Here is an 18,231-nt window from a genome sequence, read left to right as displayed (position 1 = left end):
GCACCGTCTCCGCCGGGATCTCCCCAGATCCCTTCGGCTGCATCGACATCCGCACCCATCCCATACGACAACGTCGGCCTTCAAGACCACAACCGGGTCTTGAAGGCCGACGTCACGCAGGGCCCGAATTAACCAACAGCGTCGCGACGTGCGGCCGGGCCCTCGCGCGTCCCGCGCCCGGGGTCGTTCCTAGAAGGGGTGGTCCGCCGGTTCGCGGCGTACCGTCGTCCAGCGCACCTCGGTGAAGGCGTCCAGGTTCGCCTCGCCGCCGAAGCGCGCCCCGGTGCCGGACGCGGCGACTCCGCCGAAGGGCGCGACCGCCTCGTCGTTCACCGTCTGGTCGTTGATGTGGACGATGCCGGTGGGGATGCGGTCCGCGAGCTGGATCCCGAGCGCGGTGTCACGGGTGACGATGCCCAGGGAGAGGCCGTACGGGCTCGCCGACGCCAGGGTCGCCGCCTCGTCCAGGGTGCTGAAGGAGCGGACCGGAGCCACGGGGCCGAACACCTCCTCGGCGTACGCCGGAGTGTCGTCGCCGACGCCCGCGAGCACGGTCGGCCGGTAGAAGAGGCCGCTGTGCGTACCCCCCGCCACGAGCTTCGCGCCGCCGGCCGTGCTGGCCTCCACCAGGGCGTGGATCTTGTCCAGTTGCCCCTGGTCGATGATCGGCCCCAGGTGCACCTTCTCCCGGTGCGGGTCGCCGACGGCCAGGGACTCGGCCTTGGCGGCGAGCCGTTCGACGTACTCCTCGTACAGCGACTCGTGCACGAGGTGGCGGCCCGTGGTCATGCAGATCTGGCCCTGGTGGAAGAAGGAACCCCAGGACGCCTGGGCGACGGCGCCTTCGAGGTCGGCGTCCTCCAGGACGACGAGGGCGGAGTTGCCGCCCAGTTCGAGGTGAGCGCGCTTGAGAGCGCGCCCGGCTGCCTCGCCCACCGCGCGGCCCGCCGCCGTGGACCCGGTGAAGGAGACGACCGGCACGTCCGGGTCTGCGACCAGCGCCTGCCCGGCCCCGGCCCCGCCCGGCAGGACGTGCAGCAGCCCTTCCGGCAGCCCCGCCTCGGCGAACACGGCGGCCAGGGCCAGGCCGCCGCAGACCGCCGTGCGCGGATCGGGCTTCAGCAGTACGCCGTTGCCGAGGGCGAGCGCCGGGGCCACCGAGCGGATGGCGAGGATCAGCGGGGCGTTGAACGGTGCGATGACACCGACCACCCCGACCGGCACCCGGCGGGTGTACGACAGCCGCAGGGCCTCGCTCGGCAGCACCTGCCCGGCGGGGCGGGAGGCGAGCGCGGCGGCCTCGTAGCACTCCTGGGCGGCGACGTGGAGCTCGAAGTCGGCCTTGCCGGGTATGGAGCCCGACTCCCGTACGAGCCATTCCCGCAACTCGTCGGCGTGCGCGGTGAAGAGGTCCCCGGCGCGGCGCAGTACGGCGGCCCGTGCGGAGTGGGGCGTGCGGGCCCAAGCCGTCTGGACGGCCCCGGCGGTCCGGGCTGCCGTGCCGACGTCGTCCGCGGAGGCGAGCGTGACACGGCCGAGCGTTTCGCCCGTGGCCGGCTCGACGACGTCCGACTCACCGCCCGAGAGCCGGACGGGCTGCCAGGTCTTGGGGTCGAGCAGGGGCATGCGGATCTCCAGTCAGAGAGGCAGTCCTGTGTAGTTCGCGGCCAGTTCCGCGGCGGCGGGCGCGGAGGCAGCGAGACGGTGCAGTCGTGCGAGATGCACTCGGGTGTCGAACGCGTTCTCGCCTGGTTGACTGTGCAACATCGTAGTCATGTCGTACGAGAAACGGGTGGCTTGCCACACCCGTCTCAGACACAAGTGCGAGTAGGAGTCGAGGAGTTCGTCCGATCCGGTGCGGTGGTGGTGCGCGAAGGCGCGGGCCAGGACCCGAACGTCGGACACCGCCAGGTTGAGCCCCTTGGCCCCGGTGGGCGGCACGATGTGCGCCGCGTCACCGGCCAGGAAGACCCGTCCGTAGCGCATCGGCTCGGTGACGTGACTGCGCATCGGTGTCACCGACTTCGAGGTGATCGGGCCGCGCGCCAGTCTCCAGTCGCCGTCGTCCGTCGCGAAGCGCCGGTCGAGTTCGTCCCAGATCCGCTCGTCGGACCAGTCGGCGGGGTCGGTTCCGTTGGGGACCTGGAGGTAGAGGCGCGAGACGGTGGGCGAGCGCATGCTGTGCAGCGCGAAGCCGTCCTCACCGCGCGCGTAGATCAACTCGTCGCAGGACGGCGGGACATCGGCCAGGATGCCGAGCCAGGAGTAGGGATAGGTGCGCTCGTACGTACGGCGGATCTCGTCCGGGACGGCGGCGCGCGCGATGCCGTGGAAGCCGTCGCAGCCGACGACGTAGTCGCAGTCGAGAGTCTGCTCGCGGCCCGCGTGGGTGAAGCGGACGACCGGATGGTCGGATTCCGGCTTCTCGACGGCGAGGGCCCGCGCCTCGAAGAGGAGGGGCGGCCCCTCGGCCAGCTGGAGGGCGATCAGGTCTTTGACGACCTCGGTCTGGGCGTACACCGTCACCGACCGGCCGCCGGTCAGTTCGGGGAAGCCGATGCGGTGGCGGCGGCGGTCGAAGCGCAGCTCGATGCCGTGGTGGACGAGCCCTTCGGCGTCCATGCGGGCGCCCGCCCCGCAGGCGCGCAGGGCGTCGACGGTGCCCTGTTCGAGGATGCCGGCGCGCTGGCGCTGTTCGACGTACGCGCGGGTCCTGCTCTCCAGGACGACGCAGTCGATGCCGGCGCCGTGCAGCAGCCGGGCGAGCAGAAGGCCGGCCGGGCCGGCTCCGATGATCGCGACAGTGGTACGCACCGGCTCAGCGCTCCAGTACGAGGGCGAGGCCCTGGCCGACGCCGATGCACAGGGCGGCCAGGCCCGTGCCGGAGCCCGCGGCGGCGAGCTGGTGGGCGACGGAGCCCGCGAGGCGGGCGCCGGAGGCGCCGAGCGGGTGGCCGATGGCGAGGGCGCCGCCGCGCGGGTTGACGACGGCGGGGTCCAGGTCCGGCCATTCGGCGAGGCAGCCGAGCGACTGGGCGGCGAACGCCTCGTTGAGCTCGAAGGTGGTGAGGTCGTCGAAGGACCTGCCGGCCTTGGCGAGCGCGCGCCGGACCGCCTCGACCGGGCCGAGGCCGAAGAGCTGCGGCTCGATGCCGGTGACGGCGGAGGCGCGGATGCGGGCGAGCGGCTCACGGCCGGTGGCGCGCAGGCCCTCGTCGTCGACGAGCAGGAGCGCGGCGGCGCCGTCGTTGAGGGGCGAGGCGTTGCCGGCCGTGACGCTGCCGTCCTTGCGGAAGACCGGCTTCAGTCTGGCCAGGGCCTCCGGGGTCGAGCCCTCGCGGACGCACTCGTCACGGGTGAGGTCCACGCCGTCGTACGGCACGACCTCGCCGTCGTACAGCCCGTCCGCCCACGCCTTCGCCGCCTTCTGGTGGCTGGCCAGCGCGAACGCGTCCTGCTGCTCGCGGGTGATGCCGTGCTTGTCGGCCACGAGCTCCGCGCCCTCGCCGAGCGGGACGGTCCACTCGTCGGGCATCCGCGGGTTGGTCATGCGCCAGCCGAGCGTGGTCGAGTACAGCTCCTGATGCCCGGCGGGGAAGGCGCGCTCGGGCTTCTGGAGGACCCAGGGGGCGCGGGACATGGACTCCACGCCGCCCGCGACGGCGACGGAGGCGTCGCCGACGGCCACGGCGCGGGCGGCCTGGATGACGGCCTCCAGGCCGGAGCCGCAGAGGCGGTTGACGGTGACGCCGGGGACGGAGACGGGGAGCCCGGCGAGGAGCACGGCCATGCGGGCGACGTCCCGGTTGTCCTCACCGGCCCCGTTGGCGTCGCCGAAGTAGACGTCGTCGATCCTGGCCGGGTCGAGGTCGGGCGTGCGGGCGACGAGCGACTTGACGACGTGGGCGGCGAGGTCGTCCGGACGTACGCGGGAGAGGGCACCTCCGAACTTGCCGATCGGGGTGCGGACGGCGTCGACGATGTAGACGTCGCGGATGCTCATCGGGTCTCTCCCGGAGTCGTGGAGTTTTCAGTGTTCGCACAATGAACTATCGTTCACATCTGACTTCGCCCCGAGTCTCTGCCGAGCGCCGTCCGGTGTCAACGGCCTGCCAGGAGGAATCCCATGCCGAACGCCGAGCCCGCCGAATCCGCCGGGTCCGTCGGGTCCGCCGATGCCGTAGGGCCGCTGGAGCGCGGGCTCACCGTGCTGCGGGCCCTGTCCGCACCCGGCGCGGACGACCGGACGCGCCACAGCGACCTCGTACGGGAGACCGGCCTGGCCCGCTCCACCGTCGACCGCGTGGTGTCGACGCTCGACCGGCTCGGCCTGGCGCGCAGCGACGGCCGCGAGGTCGCGCTCGCGCCCCGGCTGATGGAACTGCCCGGCGCGTACCTCATGGCGTGCGGGATCCCGGCGGCCCTCGGACCTGCGGCGGAGCGGCTCGCGGACGAGTTCGACGAGTCGGTGTCGGTCGCGGTGCCGGACGACGGGGTCGCGGGAGTGCGGTTCGTCCTGCAGACGACGCGGCGGCGCACGATGTCCCTGGCCTTCCGGATCGGCGACCTGCTGCCCGCCGAGCGATGCGCGCCCGGCGCGCTGTTCGCCGCCAGGTGGGACGCCGAGGGGTGGCGGGTGTGGCGCGCGCGGCGGGAGACGGATCCGCTGGGGGCCGGGTTCGCGGTGGCGCCGCCGGCGGGAGGGGTGCGGGACGGTGGCGGGTTCGAGGAGCGGGCGGCGCGGGCGGGAGCGGACGGCTGGGCCGGCGACGACCAGCTGATCGAGCCGGGCCTCGTGGCCGTCGCCGTGCCCGTGCGCGACGGGGCGGGCCGGACGGTGTGCGCGGTGAGCGTGGTCAGCCACACCAGCCGGCACACCCTGGAGTCGCTGCGGAAGCGGGTGCTGCCCCGACTGCGTTCCGTACAGGGCGAGTTGGAGGCGGCGCTGGCGGCGCCACGCCCCGCGCCCGGGGCCGCTCCCGTACGGGACACGTCACTGGAGGCCAAGCGTGAGCTGGGGCCCGGCTTCCTCCAGTCGCTGGCACGCGGACTCGCCGTCCTGGGCTCCCTCGGCGCCGACCGGGGCGACGGGATGGCGCTGACGGCGGTCGCCGAGGCCACCGGCCTGGCCAGGGCGACGGCGCGGCGTTCGCTGCTCACGCTGGAGCAGCTGGGGTACGTCGCCCCGGACGGACGCCGGTGGCGGCTGCTGCCGCGAGTGCTCGAACTGGGCTGCGCGCGGCTGTCCGGGCTCGGGCTGGCGGAGATCGCCCGGCCTCACCTGGTGGCGCTGGTACGGCGGGTGCACGAGTCGGCGTCGCTCGCGGTGCTGGACGGCGCGGACATCCGGTACGTGGCGCGCGTTCCCACGGTACGGATCATGAGTGTCAACATCACCGTGGGCACCCGGTTCCCGGCGTACGCGACGTCGATGGGGCGGGTCCTGCTGGCGGGCCTCGCGCGGGACGAGCGGCCGGCGCTGCCGGAGGTCCTGCCGGCGCTGACGCGGCGTACCGTGACCTCGCCACTCGCGCTGGACCGGATCGTGGAGCGGGCCGCGGCCGACGGGTTCGCCCTGGTCGACGAGGAGTTGGAGGAGGGCCTGCGTTCGCTGGCGGTGCCGGTGCGCGGCGCGGACGGCCGGGTGGTGGCCGCGGTGAACGTGGCCCGGCACGCGGGGAACGGTACGCCGGACGAGATGCGGGACGCGCTGCTGCCGGCGCTGCGGGAGGCGGCGGAGCTGATCGGGGCGGACCTGCGGGCGCTGGGCGGGACGCGGTCGCTGTGATCGGGTGAATCAGCGCCTCCGGTACGCCGACCGCGGGGAACGGCGGTTCCAAGGGGGCGCCCCGGGCACCGGGCCGGGCGCGGGAGGGCACTCCCTGGGGCGGCCGGGGCCCGCGGACCCCGCGGCGGGGTCAGCTGGACTCCCGCCCGATCGCGTGCGCCGCCATCAGGTCGTGGCGTTCGACGTCGCCGTCCGGGTCGCGCACCACCCGGTCGACCAGTTCCGCTATCTCCCGGCCCGTCGGCAGCTCGATGTGCACCGTGCTCAGGCGCGGCCGCAGCAACTTGCCGAGCAGCAGGTCGTCGGCGCCGACCACCGCGCACTCCCCCGGCACGTCGACCCCCGCGTCCTGCAGGGCCCGCATCAGCAGCTGCGCGTACTCGTCGTTGTACGCGTACACGGCGTCGAGGCCGAGACCGCGCCAGGCCGCCGCGAGCCGCGCGGCGGACTCCTCGTCGTACGCCATCGTCAGCGGCTCCACCCGGGCAGGCTGGTCCGCGCCGCCCTCCGACACCGCCTTGCGCACACCGGCCAGGCGCGGCCGGGAGAAGAGGTCCAGCCCCGGTTCGGCTGGGACGACCACGCCGATCGCGCGCCGGCCACGCTCCAGCAGGTGCGCCGCCGCCGCGCTGCCGACCGCCCGCTGATCCATGACCAGGGCGTGGGCGCCCTCCACCCGCTGCGGGCCGAGGGTGATGACGGCCTTCGCACCGGAGCGCTTGAGGACCCGCACGCCGTGCGGGGTCAGCCCGATCTCGCCGAGGGAGAGCACCGCGACGGGCCGCAGCTCCGCCCACGCGCGGGCCGCCTCGTCGGCGCCCAGGCCCAGGCTTCCGTACTGCACGACCGTGTAGTCCAGCGCCCGCAGGGCCCACTGGACCTCGTTCAGGAACCTGCTGTAGAGGGGTCCGACGGGAACGTGCGCCGTCGGCAGCAGCACCATCCGGCTGTGCCCCGCCCGGAGGCTGCGCGCGGCCGCGTGCGGCACGTACCCCAGCTCCTCGGCCGCCTCGCGCACCCGGCGGCGCGTCGGCTCGCTGATGCGGACCGCCGAGGTGTCGTTCAGGACGTACGACACCGTGGCGCGCGAGACCCCGGCCAGGCGCGCGACGTCGGTGCTGGTCGGAACGGGGGCATCGGCGGAGTGCTTCGGTGTCTGGCTCATCGCGTTCGGCATCTTTCCAGATCGGTGGGGAGCAGGGTCTGGCGGATGGCCGGATTGCGGTGCTACACAATGCTGACACGTAACTGACACGTGTCACCACCGTCTCTTCGGACCCCCTCATGGAGGGCAGCGTGGCCTTTTCCCCGCCCGGCACCCCCGGCGTCCCAGGCGCCCCGAGCACCCCGGCCTCTCCGGACGGCCCCGGCGCCGGCCCCACCGCCCCGCCCCGCCCGAGCCGGGGACTGCTGCCCCTGCTCCTGGTCGGCAACACGGCCATGTACGCGCTGTACATCGGCGTCGGCGGCGTCCTGCTCGCCCTCCAGGTCGAGGCCGTCGACCCGGCCGGCAAGGTGGCGAACCTCGGGCTCGTCGCCGGCGTCTCCGCGGTCTTCGCGACCGTCTTCAACCCGGTCGCCGGCGCCCTCTCCGACCGCTCCGGCCGCCGCAACCCGTGGATACTCGGCGGCGGCCTGCTCTCCGTCCCCGCGATGTTCCTGCTCGGCAGCGTGCACACGGTCCTGACGATCACCATCGCCTGGTGCCTCGGCCAGGCCGTGATGAACGTCCACCAGGCCGCGATCACCTCCGTCGTCCCCGACCGCGTCCCGATGACCGCGCGCGGCAAGGCGTCCGCGGCCGTCGGCCTCGGCCTGCCCTTCGGCAGTACGCTCGGCGCCCTGATCGGCGCCGCGTTCTCGGACGACTACCGCACCGGCTACCTGGTCCTGGGCGCCCTGGTCGCCGCCTCGGCCGTGCTGTTCACGGCGTGCGCCCGCGAACAGCGCCTGCCGGCCCGGCCGTCCCTGCCCGTACGGGAGCAACTGGCCGCGTTCGCGGGGGCGTTGCGGTCGCACGACTTCCGCTGGGCGTTCATCGGCCGCGCCCTGCTGGTCCTCGGGTACTTCGCCGTCAACGGCTTCCTCCTTTACATCATCAAGGACCACACCGTCCTGCCCGCCGGCCTGCGGCCCGAGGAGGCGGTGGCGGTCCTGATGCCGGTCACCAGCGTGGCCATGATCGTGTCCACGGTCCTCGGCGGATACCTGTCGGACCGCTTCGACCGGCGCAAACTGTTCGTCGGCGCCTCGGCCGCGCTGTCGGCCTTCGCCCTGGTGATCCCCGCCCTGTCGACGAGCTGGACGGCGATGGTCGCCTTCGCGGTCGTCAACGGCCTGGCCTTCGGCTGCTACATGGCCGTGGACACCGCGCTGGTGACGATGGTGCTGCCGAAGGCGGAGGACGCCGCGCGTGACATGGGCGTGCTCAACATCGCCAACGCGGGGCCGCAGATCGTCGCCCCGTTCATCGCCTCGGTCGTCGTCGGCCTCGGCGGCTACACCACCCTGTTCCTCGTCGCCGCGGGCCTCGCGGTGCTGGGCGCGCTCGCCGTGCGCCCGATCCGCTCCGTGCGCTGAACCCCACCCATCAGAAAGGCACCACTGTGCAGCTCCACACCCGTACCTGGGGCGAGGGCGACCGCCTCGCGCTCCTGATCCACGGCATCATGGCCGACCACCGCACCTGGCGGCGCGTGGGCCCCGCGCTGGCCGCGAGGGGCTACCGGGTCATCGCCGTCGACCTGCGCGGACACGGCGCCAGCGGCCGGGGGGCGTACACGCCGGAGATCTTCGCCGACGACGTCGTCGAGACCCTCCCGGCCGGGGCCGACCTCGCCATCGGTCACTCCCTCGGCGGCCTCACCCTCTCGCTCGCCGTCGACCGCCTGCGGCCGCGCCGGGCCGTCTTCTCCGACCCCGCGTGGCACCTCGCGACGGCCGACGAGGGTTTCCGTCCCGCGGTGTTCGCCGAGTTCAAGGGGGCGTCCCGGGAGCGGATAGCGGCCATGAACCCACGCTGGGAGGCGGCGGACGTCGACATCGAACTGGAGACCCTGCGGGCCTGGGACGAGGCGTCGGCCTTCGGCCTGGCCGCGCTGTCCGGTAGCGATCTGCTGCCCGCCGGGCCCGTCGTGCCGTCCCTGGTGCAGCTCGCCGATCCGAGCTTCCTCATCGACGCGGCGAAGGCGGCCGTGCTGGAGGAGCGCGGTTTCGAGGTCCGTACGGTCAAGGGCGCGGGCCACACCATCCACCGTGACGACTTCGACGCGTTCATGACGTCGCTGGAGGGCTGGATCTGACCCGGCGCGCGCGGGGTACGGGCCGGACTCCCCGGGTGGGCGGCCGGCCCGTACCCCGCGCGGCCGTTCAGCCTTTGGCCAGCACCGGCCACAGGTCCGGGTCCTCGAAGTTCAGCGCCCACAGGGCCGTGTGGGTGACGCCGTACTTGCGCAGCGCCGGCAGGTGTTCCGCGACGCCGCGCGCGTCCTGGTACCAGACCTCGCGCCGCTGGTCGCCTTCCTGGTAGCCGAAGTGCGGAGTCCGGGACTCCGGGTCGAGGCCGTACGGCGCGCCCTTGGCGACGCGCAGCGCCTCCGCCTCCTTCCAGGTGACGTGCTTCGCCCGGGACGAGCCGTCGGCGGGCCAGTCCCAGCCGTACGCCGGCAGGCCGACCTCCAGCTTGGCGGCCGGTACCTCCGCGGTGGCGACGCGCAGGATCTCGTCGTACCACTGCGGGGTGGACAGCGGGCCCGGCTTGCCGCCCTTCCAGTGGTAGTCGTACGCCATGAGGCGCATCCGGTCGGCGGCGCGCCCGATGGCCGTGTAGTCCCAGATCCGGCCGGTGGACGCCGTCTTGGGCGACACGGTGACGACACACTGCTTGTCCATCGCGCGCAGGCCGCGGCACAGCTGCGTGACCAGTTCGGCGTATCCGGCGCGCACCCGCTCGTACGCCGCGTCGCCGGTCGCGGCGATGGACTCGTAGTCGAGGTCGAGCCCGTCGTAGTCGCCGCTCCGGGCGACTTCCAGGAGGGTACGGACGTGCGTGGCGCGGCGGGTGGGACTGGTGAGGATGGAAGCCAGTACGCCGTGCTTCAACGTCTCGTTCACGGTCGGCACGACCTTGACACCGGCGGCGCGCAGCCCGTCGACAACGCGCCGCTCGCCCGCGCCCGGGTGGCCGTCGACGCGCCCCGCCGAGACGGCGTGGTACCAGAACGGGCTGACGGTGTGCAGCTGATCGGCGTGGCTGAGGGCGTCGCGGTACGCCCCGTCCTGGTCCCAGTAGGGAAGCCAGGCGGAGACGGTCTGCGGCGCGGGGGCGACGGCCGGACCGGGGTACGGCGGGGGCCCGGGGCGCGGCGGGGCGGCCGGCGGGGACGGGGCCGCCGCGCCGACGAGGGCGGCGGCGACGAGGGCGATCAGGATGCGTGGGGCCATGGACCGAGCCTGGGGCCCGGTCACGGGGCCCGCCCCGCGGACTGCGCCGTCCAGGCCCTGACCTCACCCGGGTGACGACATCTTCCGACGGCCTGGCCGAGCTGCCCGGCCGGCGCGGCCCCGCCGCGACCACCGAGGCCGACCCCCGTACGACCGGCCCGGTGCGGACCTCGTACGCGCCGGACCGCGACGGCGATCCCGACCCGGGCGAGATCGTGTGGACGTGGGTGCCGTACGAGGAGAACGACGGGCGGGGCAAGGACCGGCCGGTGCTCGTGGTCGCCCGCGAGGCGGCCGGCACCCTGCTGGCCGTACGGCTGTCCAGCAAGCCCCACGACCGCGACCGCGAGTGGGCCGCGATCGGTTCCGGGCCGTGGGACGCGCGGGGTCGCGAGTCCTGGGTCGACCTCGACCGGGTCCTGCGCGTGCACGAGGACGGAATGCGCCGGGAGGCGTGCGCCCTGGACCGCCCGCGCTTCGACCGGATCGCACGGCGCCTGCGGGAGCGCTACGGCTGGACCTGAGCGGCGTCTACGGCGGCCGGGGCGGTGGCCGGCGTCCGGGCCGCGAAGACCGTACGGAACGCGCCCAGCACCGTCGCCGCGCGCGTGCGGTCCAGCACCCCGAAGACCACCTCGTCGAAGTGGCGGGAGAAACGGCCCGCGCCGGTGAGGTGCGCGTGGAACGCACCCGCCACCGCGACGGGGTCGTTCATGAACACGCCGCACCCCCAGGCGCCCAGCACCAGTCGCCGGTAACCGCGGGCCGCCGCCGTCTCCAGGACCCGCTCCGCCCGGGACGCGAGCGCCGCCGGGATGCGGTGCTCCCTCTCGGGCTCCCGGCCGCGGATCACTCCCGCGTTGGGCGCGGGCGAGGTCAGGAACCCCACGGTGTACGGCGTGGCGAGCAGCGCGCCGCGGTCGTCGCGGAAGACCGGGACGCCGGGCGAGTGAATGACCCGGTCGGTGTAGAAGGGGCTGCGGTCCGCCCGGTGGTGGGCGTAGAAGCCGGGGGCGCGCAGGAGCGTCGCGTACAGGGCGGACGCACGGCACAGTGCCTCCTCCTGCGCCTGTGCGCCGTTGAGATAGCCGCCGCCCGGGTTGCGCGCGGAGGCGAAGTTGAGCACGGCGACCGCGCCGGGCCCCGCGCCGGTCAGCCGGCGAGCCGCCGCCAGGCTGCTCTCCCCCGTGACCTCGAAGGCCGTCGTACGGTCCGCGTCCGGCGTGACGGCGACCGGGTCGGGGCCGTACACCCTGGTCCCCGCGAGAGCGGCGGCCAGCTCCTCGCCGATCGGCACGCCGCGGCCGCCCGGAGCGGCGTACCGGCCCGCCCGGACGATCTCTTCGGTCTCTTTCGCGATTCCGCGCAGTCGTGCACTCACCGTCAGATCGTCGGCGACCGCCGGGCCCCGGCGCAACGGGGTTCTCGCGCCGACCGGACGCTCTTGTGCGATTCTGCGTCTGTGGCTTTAGCTGGGTGCGATGCCCGTCCCGATCCCGGGACGGGCCCCACACCGTCGCGGCAAGGAGGCACAGGCCATGTCCACGGGCGACTTCGTACCAGAGGGCCCCCCGGTCACGGAGGCCGGAGCGGAAGCATTACTGCACGGCATCTGTTTCAAGACGGGTCCACCGAGCATCGTCGGCGTCGAACTCGAATGGTTCGTCCATGAGCTGCACCTTCCCGAGCTCCCCGTAGAACCCGCCCGCCTCGAAGCGGCTCTGACCGCTCTGCGGGCCCTGCCCCTGGCGTCGGCCCTCACCGTCGAGCCGGGTGGCCAGCTGGAACTCAGTTCCTCCCCGGCCCCGTCCCTGACCGAGTGCGTCGACTCCGTCTCCTCGGACCTCGACGCCGTACGCGCCGTTCTGCGCTCCTGGGACCTCGGCCTCACCGGCATCGGCACCGATCCCTGGCACCCCCCGAAGCGCCTTCTGCGGGAGCCGCGCTACGACGCGATGGAGGCGTACCTGGACCGGGCGGGACCCGCCGGACGGGCCATGATGTGCTCCTCGGCGTCCGTCCAGGTCTGCCTGGACGCGGGCCACGAGGAGCCGGGCCCGCTCGGCCACGGGCGGCGCTGGCTGCTCGCCCATCTGCTGGGCGCGGTGCTGTCGGCCGCGTTCGCCAACTCCCCGTTCCAGCACGGGCGGCGTACCGGATGGCGGTCGACCCGGCAGGCCCTGTGGACGGAGATCGAACCGGGCCGGTCCCTCGCCCCGCCCCTCCACGCGGAGCCGCGCGGCGCCTGGACGGACCGTGTGCTGGACGCTCCCGTCATGTGCGTGCGAGGCGCTCCCGGCCGGTCGTGGGACGTACCCGACGGGTTGTCGTTCCGCTCCTGGATACGCTCCGGGGCGCCGCGCCCGCCGACCCGCGCCGACCTCGACTACCACCTGACCACGCTCTTTCCGCCGGTACGACCGCGCGGCCATCTCGAACTGCGCATGATCGACGCGCAGCCGGGCGAGAACGGCTGGGTCGTCCCGCTCGCCGTGACCACCGCGCTGTTCGACGACCCCGCCGCCTCGGAGATCGCGTACCGGACGGTCAAGCCCCTCGCGGAGACGGCCGGTTCGCTGCCCGCGCCGCGCAATCCGCTGTGGATCAACGCCGCGCGGTACGGGCTGGCCGACGCCGAGCTGCGGGCGGCCGCCGAGATCTGCTTCGACGCGGCGCTCGACGCGCTGCCCCGCCTGGGCGCGTCGACGGCCGTGCAGTGCGCCGTCGCCGCCTTCACCGAGCGGTACGTGGTCCAGGGGCGATGTCCCGCCGACGATCTGCTCGACCCCGCTCACGGGAAGGACATCCGCACATGAGCGACCCCTCGGGCGTCACGGACCCCGAATCGCTGCGCAGCCGCGCCGTCGACGCGCTGCTGCGGGCGCGCGAGCGCACCGCCGGGCTCACCGACTGCGTGGACGACGGTGAACTCACCGCCCAGCACTCCCCGTTGATGTCGCCGCTGGTCTGGGACCTGGCGCACATCGGCAACCAGGAGGAGCTGTGGCTCCTGCGGACGGTCGCCGGGCGCGACGCGATGCGCCCCGAGATCGACTCGGTGTACGACGCCTTCGAGCACCCGCGCGCGGAGCGCCCGTCGCTCCCGCTGCTCGCCCCCGCCGAGGCGCGGGTGTACGCCGCCGACGTACGGGGCCGGGCCCTCGACGTACTGGAACGCAGTCCCCTGCAGGGGACTGCGCTGCTCGACTCGGCCTTCGCCTTCGGCATGGTCGCGCAGCACGAACAGCAGCACGACGAGACCATGCTGATCACCCATCAGCTGCGCCGGGGTCCCGTCGCGCTCACCGCTCCACCGCCGCCGCGTCCCACCGGCCCGGCGGCGAGCGCGGCGGGCGAGGTACTGGTCCCCGGCGGCCCGTTCACCATGGGCACGTCCACCGAGCCGTGGGCGCTCGACAACGAGCGGCCCGCGCACCACCGTTTCGTCCCGGCGTTCTTCATCGACACGGTGCCGGTGAGCAACGGCGCGTACCTGGACTTCATGGCGGACGGCGGGTACGCCGACGCGCGCTGGTGGGCGGCCGAGGGCTGGGCACAGATCCGCAAGCACGACCTGAGCGCCCCGCTGTTCTGGCGCCGCGAGGGCGGCCAGTGGCTGCGCAGGCACTTCGGGGTGGTGGAGCCCGTGCCCGAGGACGAGCCGGTGCTGCACGTCAGCTGGTACGAGGCGGACGCGTACGCGCGCTGGGCCGGCCGGCGGCTGCCCACGGAGGCCGAGTGGGAGAAGGCCGCCCGGCACGATCCGGCGTCCGGGCGCTCGACGCGCTACCCGTGGGGCGACGCCGACCCGACCCCGGAGACGGCCAACCTGGGCCAGCGGCACCTGCGGCCGGCGCCGGTGGGGGCGTACGCGGCCGGTGCGTCGCCGCTGGGCGTACGGCAGCTGATCGGCGACGTGTGGGAGTGGACGTCGAGCGACTTCCTGCCGTACCCGGGCTTCGCGGCGTTCCCGTACCGCGAGTACTCCGAGGTGTTTTTCGGCAGCGCGCACAAGGTGCTGCGCGGTGGTTCGTTCGCGGTGGACCCGGTGGCCTGCCGGGGGACGTTCCGCAACTGGGACCTGCCCGTGCGGCGGCAGATCTTCGCCGGGTTCCGCACGGCGCGCGACGCGCCGGACACCCGGCACGTGCCCGGCGCGGGGGTGTCCTGATGTGCCGTCACTTCGCCGCGCTGGGGCCGCCGGTGCCCCTCGGCGAGCTCCTGGTGAAACCGGCGCACGGCCTCTACCGCCAGGCGTGGGCGCCGCGCCACCAGCGGTACGGGACCGTCAACGCGGACGGGTTCGGAGTCGGCTGGTACGCCGAGGGCGACCCGGCGCCGGCCCGGTACCGGCGCTCGGGCCCGATGTGGGCCGACGCCTCCTTCGCGGACCTGGCCCGGGTCGTACGCTCGGGAGCCGTGCTCGCGGCGGTCCGCGACGCCACGGAGGCGGGCGCGGACGGGGAGGCCGCGGCGGCGCCGTTCGCCGCCGGGCGCTGGCTGTTCAGCCACAACGGCGCGCTCACGGGCTGGCCCCGGACGGCCGCGACGCTCGCCGGAGCACTGCCCGCCGCCGAACTGCTGGCCCTGGAGGCGCGCTGCGACTCGGCGCTGGTCTGGGCGCTCGTACTGCACCGCCTGCGCGACGGCGACGAGCTGGGGCAGGCGCTGGCGGACACCGTCGTGGAGCTGGCGGAGGCCGCCCCCGGCTCCCGGCTGAACCTGCTGCTGACGGACGGCGAGACGGTCGCCGCGACCTCCTGGGGCGACACGCTCTGGTACTTCGCGGAGCCCGGCCGTCGCACGCTGGTGGCCTCCGAGCCGTACGACGACGATCCGCACTGGCGCGAGGTCCCGGACCGCACCCTGCTCGCCGCCACCCGCACCGATGTCCTGCTGACCCCGCTCAAGGAGCCCACTGCGTGAGCCCGTTCCTGCTGACCCGCACCCTGCCCGAGGACGCGACGGACGCCGATCTGCGCGCCGACGTACTGCACGGACTGACCCGCACGCCGAAGGTGCTGCCGCCGAAGTGGTTCTACGACGCGCGCGGCAGCGAGCTGTTCGAGGAGATCACCCGGCTGCCGGAGTACTACCCGACGCGCGCGGAGCGGGAGATCCTGATCGCCCGCGCGCCCGAGATCGCGGCGGCGACGCGGGCGCGCACGCTGGTGGAGCTCGGCTCGGGCTCCTCGGAGAAGACCCGCCACCTGCTGGACGCACTGCCCGCACTGGAGAGCTACGTCCCGGTCGACGTCAGCGAGAGCGCGCTGACGGCCGCCGCGGCGTCGCTCCTCGACGAGCGGCCCGCCCTGTCCGTGCACGCGCTGATCGCGGACTTCACCCGCGGGCTGGCGCTGCCCGGCACGCCGGGGCCGCGCCTCGTCGCCTTCCTGGGCGGCACGATCGGCAACCTGCTGCCGGACGAGCGGGCGGTGTTCCTGAAGTCCGTGCGCTCGCTGCTGGCGCCGGGGGACGCGCTCCTCATGGGCACGGACCTGGTGAAGGACGAGGCGACGCTGGTGGCGGCGTACGACGACGCGCGGGGGGTGACCGCCGCGTTCAACAAGAACGTCCTGTCCGTCATCGACCGAGAGCTGGGGGCGGACTTCGACCCCGACGACTTCGAGCACGTCGCGGTGTGGGACCGGCAGCACGAGTGGATCGAGATGCGGCTGCGGGCGCGGACGGCCCTGACGGTGAAGATCCCGGAGCTGGACATCGCGGTGTCGTTCGAATCCGGTGAGGAGATCCGCACCGAGGTCTCGGCGAAGTTCCGGCAGGACGGGGTACGCCGTGAGCTCGGCGGGGCCGGGCTTGACCTGCGCGAGTGGTGGACCGACGGGGCGGGTCGCTTCGCCCTGTCGCTGGCGGTGGCGGTGTAGGGCGCGATCGGCGCCGTCGGCGGGGCCTTCCCCGCGCTGCCCGCCTCGTTCCCCTGACCGGGGAACGGGGCGGGTGGGGGAAGCCCGGCGGGGCACACGCAGGGGTGCAGGCAGCCGAACGTGCGACCCGGCGTCCGCTGGGGCACGGTGGTAGAAGCGCGCGCCGGGACGTACCCCGCGCCGCAGGAGCAGAGGGAGCGCCGCATGTCCGACCACACGTACCGCGTCACCGAGATCGTCGGCACCTCGACCGAGGGCGTCGACCAGGCGATCCGCAACGGCATCGACCGCGCCTCCCAGACGCTGCGCGGCCTCGACTGGTTCGAGATGACCCAGGTGCGCGGTCACATCGTCGACGGCAGGATCGAGCACTACCAGGTCGGCCTCAAGGTCGGCTTCCGCCTCGAAGACAACGCGTGACCCGCGCCGTCACGTCCGGCCGTCGCGCTCCTGCGCGTCCCTGAGCGCCGCCGACGTGGCGGCCCAGCGGGCGCGTACGACGGTGAAACCGGCCTGCTCCGCCGCCACGCAGACCAGCTCGTCGTCGTCCACGAGCATCCGCACCTCCCGGCCCCCCGCCGCCAGCCGCTTCAGGATCTCCAGCTTGGTGACGCGGGCGGGCCGCCGGTCGTGGTCGCGGCGCATCCAGATCCGCCCCTCGGGCAGGTCCTGGGCGGCGAGCCAGTCGAGCGTGTCGCGCCGGCACCGCTCGGGACGGCCGGTGAGGTAGACGACCTCGCACTCGGCGGCGCTCTCCCGCGCCATGCGCACCCCCTCCGGCAGCGGCGGATCGTCGGGCGCCGCGCCGAAGAAGCCGTCCCAGTCGCGCGGCGTGCGCTCCAGGAAGCGCTGGCGGTGCGCGGTGTCGGCGAGGGTTCCGTCGAGGTCGAACACGGCCAGTGGCCTGCTGCTGTGCGGCGTACGAGGAGTCATTCCGGCACTCTAGGACGCGCCCGGCCCGTTCGTCCGCGGCGGCCTCGCGTCCGTCCGCGTCGGCCTCGCCCCCCGGCGGGGGAAGGGTCACGTCACCGGCGGGGAATCCTCACGCGGCTGCGGTGTTGAAGCAGGGGTGAGCTCAGTGATCGCGCGGACCCGGTTCTCCGTCCTCGACCGTTCCCGGACGCGTCAGGGGTACGACGCCCCGCAGGCGCTGCGGGACACCGTGGACCTGGCGCGGCGGGCCGAGGCGCTCGGTTATCACCGCTTCTGGGTGTCGGAGCACCACAGCGTGCCCGGAGTCGCCGGTTCCGCGCCGACCGTGCTCGCCGCCGCCGTCGCGGCGGCGACGTCCACGATCCGGGTGGGCACGGGCGGGGTGATGCTGCCGAACCATCAGCCGCTGGTCGTGGCGGAGCAGTTCGGCGTACTGGAGTCGCTCTTCCCGGGCCGGATCGACATGGGGCTCGGCCGTTCGGTGGGGTTCACGGACGGGATACGCCGGGCCCTGGGCCGGGACAAGAAGGACGCCGGGGACTTCGCCGAGCGGCTCGGCGAGCTGCTGGGCTACTTCACCGGCGACCAGAGCGCCCATCCGCAGGTCCACGCCCACCCCGCCGAGGGCCTGCGGCCGCCCGCGTTCGTGCTGGCCACCGGCGCCGGGGCGCGGGTCGCCGCGGCGGCCGGGCTTCCGCTGGTGATCGCGGCGGCACGCGGCGAGGACGAGATGCTGCGGGCGATCGACGGCTACCGCGAGGCCTTCCGCCCCTCCGCCTGGGGTGAGCGGCCGTACGTCGTCCTGTCGGGCACGGTGGCCGTCGCGGACACCTCCGAGGAAGCGGGGCGGCTCCTGGTGCCGGAGGCCTGGGCATCGGCGTACTCCCGCACGCACGGATCCTTCCCGCCGCTCGCGCCCGCCGACGAGATCCTGGCCCGGCCGATGACCGACCGCGAGCGGGGCCTCTTCGAAGACGCCCGGCGCGGCCACATCCACGGCACGCACGACGAGGTCGCCGACGCCCTGGAGAAGGTGCTCGGGCGCAGCGGCGCCGACGAGTACCTGGTCGCGACCAGTACGTACGACCGCGGGGCCCTCCTGGACTCGTACCGGCGGCTGGCCCGGCTGGCGGGGCTCACGGGCACGGACGCCGCCTAGGATCGGACCGTTTGCCGCACCAG

Annotated in this window: 17 protein-coding genes; 10 read left to right on the top strand and 7 right to left on the bottom strand. The window is 74.2% G+C overall.

What is annotated here, in order from left to right; all coding sequences use genetic code 11:
* Nucleotides 1-189: 189 nt before the first annotated feature.
* Genes IE185_RS27130 through IE185_RS27120 form a run of 3 tightly spaced genes read right to left on the bottom strand, consistent with a single transcriptional unit; the run spans nucleotide 190 to nucleotide 4,003 of the window.
* Nucleotides 190-1,626: a benzaldehyde dehydrogenase gene (locus tag IE185_RS27130; protein WP_138898383.1), complete on the bottom strand. Its 1,437-nt coding sequence runs from the start codon at nucleotides 1,624-1,626 to the stop codon at nucleotides 190-192.
* A gap of 12 nt (nucleotides 1,627-1,638) precedes the next feature.
* A complete protein-coding gene (locus IE185_RS27125) occupies nucleotides 1,639-2,814 on the bottom strand; it encodes a 4-hydroxybenzoate 3-monooxygenase (protein WP_138898382.1) in 1,176 nt (391 codons plus the stop codon).
* Between the two features lie 4 nt (nucleotides 2,815-2,818).
* On the bottom strand, nucleotides 2,819-4,003 hold the full coding sequence (locus IE185_RS27120) for a thiolase family protein (RefSeq protein ID WP_138898381.1): 1,185 nt from the start codon (nucleotides 4,001-4,003) through the stop codon (nucleotides 2,819-2,821).
* A gap of 123 nt (nucleotides 4,004-4,126) precedes the next feature.
* Here IE185_RS27120 and IE185_RS27115 point away from each other — a divergent pair, with 123 nt between their 5' ends.
* Nucleotides 4,127-5,788: an IclR family transcriptional regulator domain-containing protein gene (locus tag IE185_RS27115; RefSeq protein WP_189716182.1), complete on the top strand. Its 1,662-nt coding sequence runs from the start codon at nucleotides 4,127-4,129 to the stop codon at nucleotides 5,786-5,788.
* 130 nt (nucleotides 5,789-5,918) lie between these two features.
* On the opposite strand, the gene IE185_RS27110 is transcribed toward IE185_RS27115, so the two are convergent.
* The gene (locus IE185_RS27110) at nucleotides 5,919-6,953 is read right to left on the bottom strand and encodes a LacI family DNA-binding transcriptional regulator (protein WP_189716180.1); all 1,035 of its coding nucleotides are present in this window, start codon (nucleotides 6,951-6,953) and stop codon (nucleotides 5,919-5,921) included.
* A gap of 131 nt (nucleotides 6,954-7,084) precedes the next feature.
* Here IE185_RS27110 and IE185_RS27105 point away from each other — a divergent pair, with 131 nt between their 5' ends.
* Together IE185_RS27105 and IE185_RS27100 are read left to right on the top strand one after the other, a co-directional pair.
* Nucleotides 7,085-8,368 (top strand): MFS transporter, encoded by a 1,284-nt coding sequence (locus IE185_RS27105; RefSeq protein WP_229843716.1) that lies wholly within the window; start codon nucleotides 7,085-7,087, stop codon nucleotides 8,366-8,368.
* Nucleotides 8,369-8,394: 26 nt separating this feature from the next.
* Entirely contained in the window at nucleotides 8,395-9,090 is a 696-nt protein-coding gene (locus IE185_RS27100) for an alpha/beta fold hydrolase (RefSeq protein ID WP_138899079.1), read from the top strand.
* Nucleotides 9,091-9,157: 67 nt separating this feature from the next.
* On the opposite strand, the gene IE185_RS27095 is transcribed toward IE185_RS27100, so the two are convergent.
* A complete protein-coding gene (locus IE185_RS27095) occupies nucleotides 9,158-10,231 on the bottom strand; it encodes a glycosyl hydrolase family 18 protein (RefSeq protein WP_189716177.1) in 1,074 nt (357 codons plus the stop codon).
* Between the two features lie 71 nt (nucleotides 10,232-10,302).
* On the opposite strand from IE185_RS27095, the gene IE185_RS27090 reads away from it, so the two are divergent.
* A complete protein-coding gene (locus tag IE185_RS27090) occupies nucleotides 10,303-10,755 on the top strand; it encodes a type II toxin-antitoxin system PemK/MazF family toxin (protein WP_138897996.1) in 453 nt (150 codons plus the stop codon).
* On the opposite strand, the gene IE185_RS27085 is transcribed toward IE185_RS27090, so the two are convergent.
* Nucleotides 10,740-11,612 (bottom strand): TIGR02452 family protein, encoded by an 873-nt coding sequence (locus tag IE185_RS27085; RefSeq protein ID WP_138897995.1) that lies wholly within the window; start codon nucleotides 11,610-11,612, stop codon nucleotides 10,740-10,742. The two genes, IE185_RS27090 and IE185_RS27085, sit on opposite strands and share 16 nt — an antisense overlap.
* A gap of 157 nt (nucleotides 11,613-11,769) precedes the next feature.
* Between IE185_RS27085 and egtA the strand changes: the two genes are divergently transcribed.
* The 5 genes from egtA (at nucleotide 11,770) to IE185_RS27060 (ending at nucleotide 16,536) form a co-directional block, all read left to right on the top strand.
* Nucleotides 11,770-13,047, top strand: coding sequence for an ergothioneine biosynthesis glutamate--cysteine ligase EgtA (gene egtA / locus IE185_RS27080; RefSeq protein ID WP_138897994.1), 1,278 nt, complete (start codon nucleotides 11,770-11,772; stop codon nucleotides 13,045-13,047).
* Nucleotides 13,044-14,402 carry an ergothioneine biosynthesis protein EgtB gene (gene egtB / locus IE185_RS27075; protein ID WP_138897993.1) on the top strand — a complete coding sequence of 453 codons (1,359 nt, stop codon included), beginning with the start codon at nucleotides 13,044-13,046 and terminating at the stop codon, nucleotides 14,400-14,402. Before egtA ends, egtB begins: the two co-directional genes overlap by 4 nt.
* A complete protein-coding gene (gene egtC, locus IE185_RS27070) occupies nucleotides 14,402-15,157 on the top strand; it encodes an ergothioneine biosynthesis protein EgtC (RefSeq protein ID WP_138897992.1) in 756 nt (251 codons plus the stop codon). Before egtB ends, egtC begins: the two co-directional genes overlap by 1 nt.
* Entirely contained in the window at nucleotides 15,154-16,116 is a 963-nt protein-coding gene (gene egtD, locus IE185_RS27065; RefSeq protein WP_138897991.1) for an L-histidine N(alpha)-methyltransferase, read from the top strand. Before egtC ends, egtD begins: the two co-directional genes overlap by 4 nt.
* Nucleotides 16,117-16,320: 204 nt before the next feature.
* Nucleotides 16,321-16,536 carry a dodecin gene (locus IE185_RS27060; protein WP_138898794.1) on the top strand — a complete coding sequence of 72 codons (216 nt, stop codon included), beginning with the start codon at nucleotides 16,321-16,323 and terminating at the stop codon, nucleotides 16,534-16,536.
* Nucleotides 16,537-16,545: 9 nt separating this feature from the next.
* On the opposite strand, the gene IE185_RS27055 is transcribed toward IE185_RS27060, so the two are convergent.
* Nucleotides 16,546-17,049 carry a phosphatase domain-containing protein gene (locus IE185_RS27055; RefSeq protein WP_138898793.1) on the bottom strand — a complete coding sequence of 168 codons (504 nt, stop codon included), beginning with the start codon at nucleotides 17,047-17,049 and terminating at the stop codon, nucleotides 16,546-16,548.
* A 136-nt stretch (nucleotides 17,050-17,185) separates the two neighbouring features.
* Here IE185_RS27055 and IE185_RS27050 point away from each other — a divergent pair, with 136 nt between their 5' ends.
* On the top strand, nucleotides 17,186-18,208 hold the full coding sequence (locus tag IE185_RS27050) for an MsnO8 family LLM class oxidoreductase (protein WP_138898792.1): 1,023 nt from the start codon (nucleotides 17,186-17,188) through the stop codon (nucleotides 18,206-18,208).
* The last annotated feature ends 23 nt before the right edge of the window (nucleotides 18,209-18,231 follow it).

It is taken from the genome of Streptomyces chryseus (assembly GCF_014650755.1).
GTDB lineage: Bacteria > Actinomycetota > Actinomycetes > Streptomycetales > Streptomycetaceae > Streptomyces > Streptomyces chryseus.
This window is presented reverse-complemented; position numbering and strand designations above follow the sequence as displayed.